A 1489-nucleotide genomic window follows, 5' to 3' on the forward strand; every position below is an offset into this window, starting at 1 on the left:
AGTCGTAACAAGGTAGCCGTATCGGAAGGTGCGGCTGGATCACCTCCTTTCTATGGAGAATCGTTTCCCGAGTGGAAACATTCAAATACAAAATCTAGCCAGGTCGGCTAGTTACTCACTCGTTGCTCAGTTTTGAGAGCTCAAACTCTCAAACAGCTTGCTTTTGCATGGAGCTTGTTCTTTGAAAACTAGATATCGAAACGAAACAAACGCGAATTAGAACATTCCTTTAAGCTGAACTTGTGCAAACAAGTCAAGTGTATAAAGGTAGTTAAATTGCTTTTGTGATGGTATCGGGTGAGAGCGACTTTTGGCTTTGCGCAAGCAAAACAAGGGAAGCGAGCGACCGAAACCGGAACAAAATGGTTAAGCTACTAAGAGCACACGGAGGATGCCTAGGCGCTAGGAGCCGATGAAGGACGTGGCGAACAACGAAACTGCCTCGGGGAGCTGTAAGCAAGCTTTGATCCGGGGGTGTCCGAATGGGGAAACCCAGCTGGGGTAATTTCCAGTTACTCATAACTGAATACATAGGTTATGTAGAGGCATACCAGGGGAACTGAAACATCTAAGTACCCTGAGGAAGAGAAAACAATAGTGATTCCGTCAGTAGCGGCGAGCGAACGCGGAGAAGCCCAAACCAGAGAGCTTGCTCTTTGGGGTTGTGGGACGTCTCACATGGAGTTACAAAGGAACCGGTTAAGCGAAGAGGTCTGGAAAGGCCCGCCAAAGAAGGTAAAAGCCCTGTAGTTGAAAGTTGGTTCCCTCCGAGACGGATCCCGAGTAGTGCGGGGCACGTGAAACCCCGTATGAATCCGGCAGGACCATCTGCCAAGGCTAAATACTTCCTAGCGACCGATAGTGAAGCAGTACCGTGAGGGAAAGGTGAAAAGCACCCCGGAAGGGGAGTGAAATAGAACCTGAAACCGTGTGCTTACAAAAAGTCAGAGCCCGTTTTAGGGGTGATGGCGTGCCTTTTGTAGAATGAACCGGCGAGTTACGTTCCCGTGCAAGGTTAAGGTGAAGAGCCGGAGCCGCAGCGAAAGCGAGTCTGAATAGGGCGACATAGTACGTGGACGTAGACCCGAAACCGGGTGATCTACCCCTGTCCAGGGTGAAGGTGCGGTAACACGCACTGGAGGCCCGAACCCACGCATGTTGAAAAATGCGGGGATGAGGTGGGGGTAGCGGAGAAATTCCAATCGAACTCGGAGATAGCTGGTTCTCCCCGAAATAGCTTTAGGGCTAGCCTCGGAAAACAGAGTCGTGGAGGTAGAGCACTGATTGGGTGCGGGGCCCGCAAGGGTTACCAAGCTCAGTCAAACTCCGAATGCCATAGACTTACTTCCGGGAGTCAGACAGTGAGTGCTAAGATCCATTGTCAAAAGGGAAACAGCCCAGACCATCAGCTAAGGTCCCCAAGTGTGTGTTAAGTGGGAAAGGATGTGGAGTTGCACAGACAACCAGGATGTTGGCTTAGAAGCAGCCA

Annotated in this window: 2 rRNA genes; both read left to right on the forward strand. The window is 50.7% G+C overall.

From position 1 onward, the window contains the following. Positions 1–50, forward strand: a 16S ribosomal RNA gene (locus tag ACE04G_RS07680); the annotation flags it as partial. Between the two features lie 314 nt (positions 51–364). Continuing rightward, positions 365–1489: ribosomal RNA gene (locus tag ACE04G_RS07685) — 23S ribosomal RNA — on the forward strand; the annotation flags it as partial.

Source organism: Paenibacillus sp. AGC31 (genome assembly GCF_057334655.1).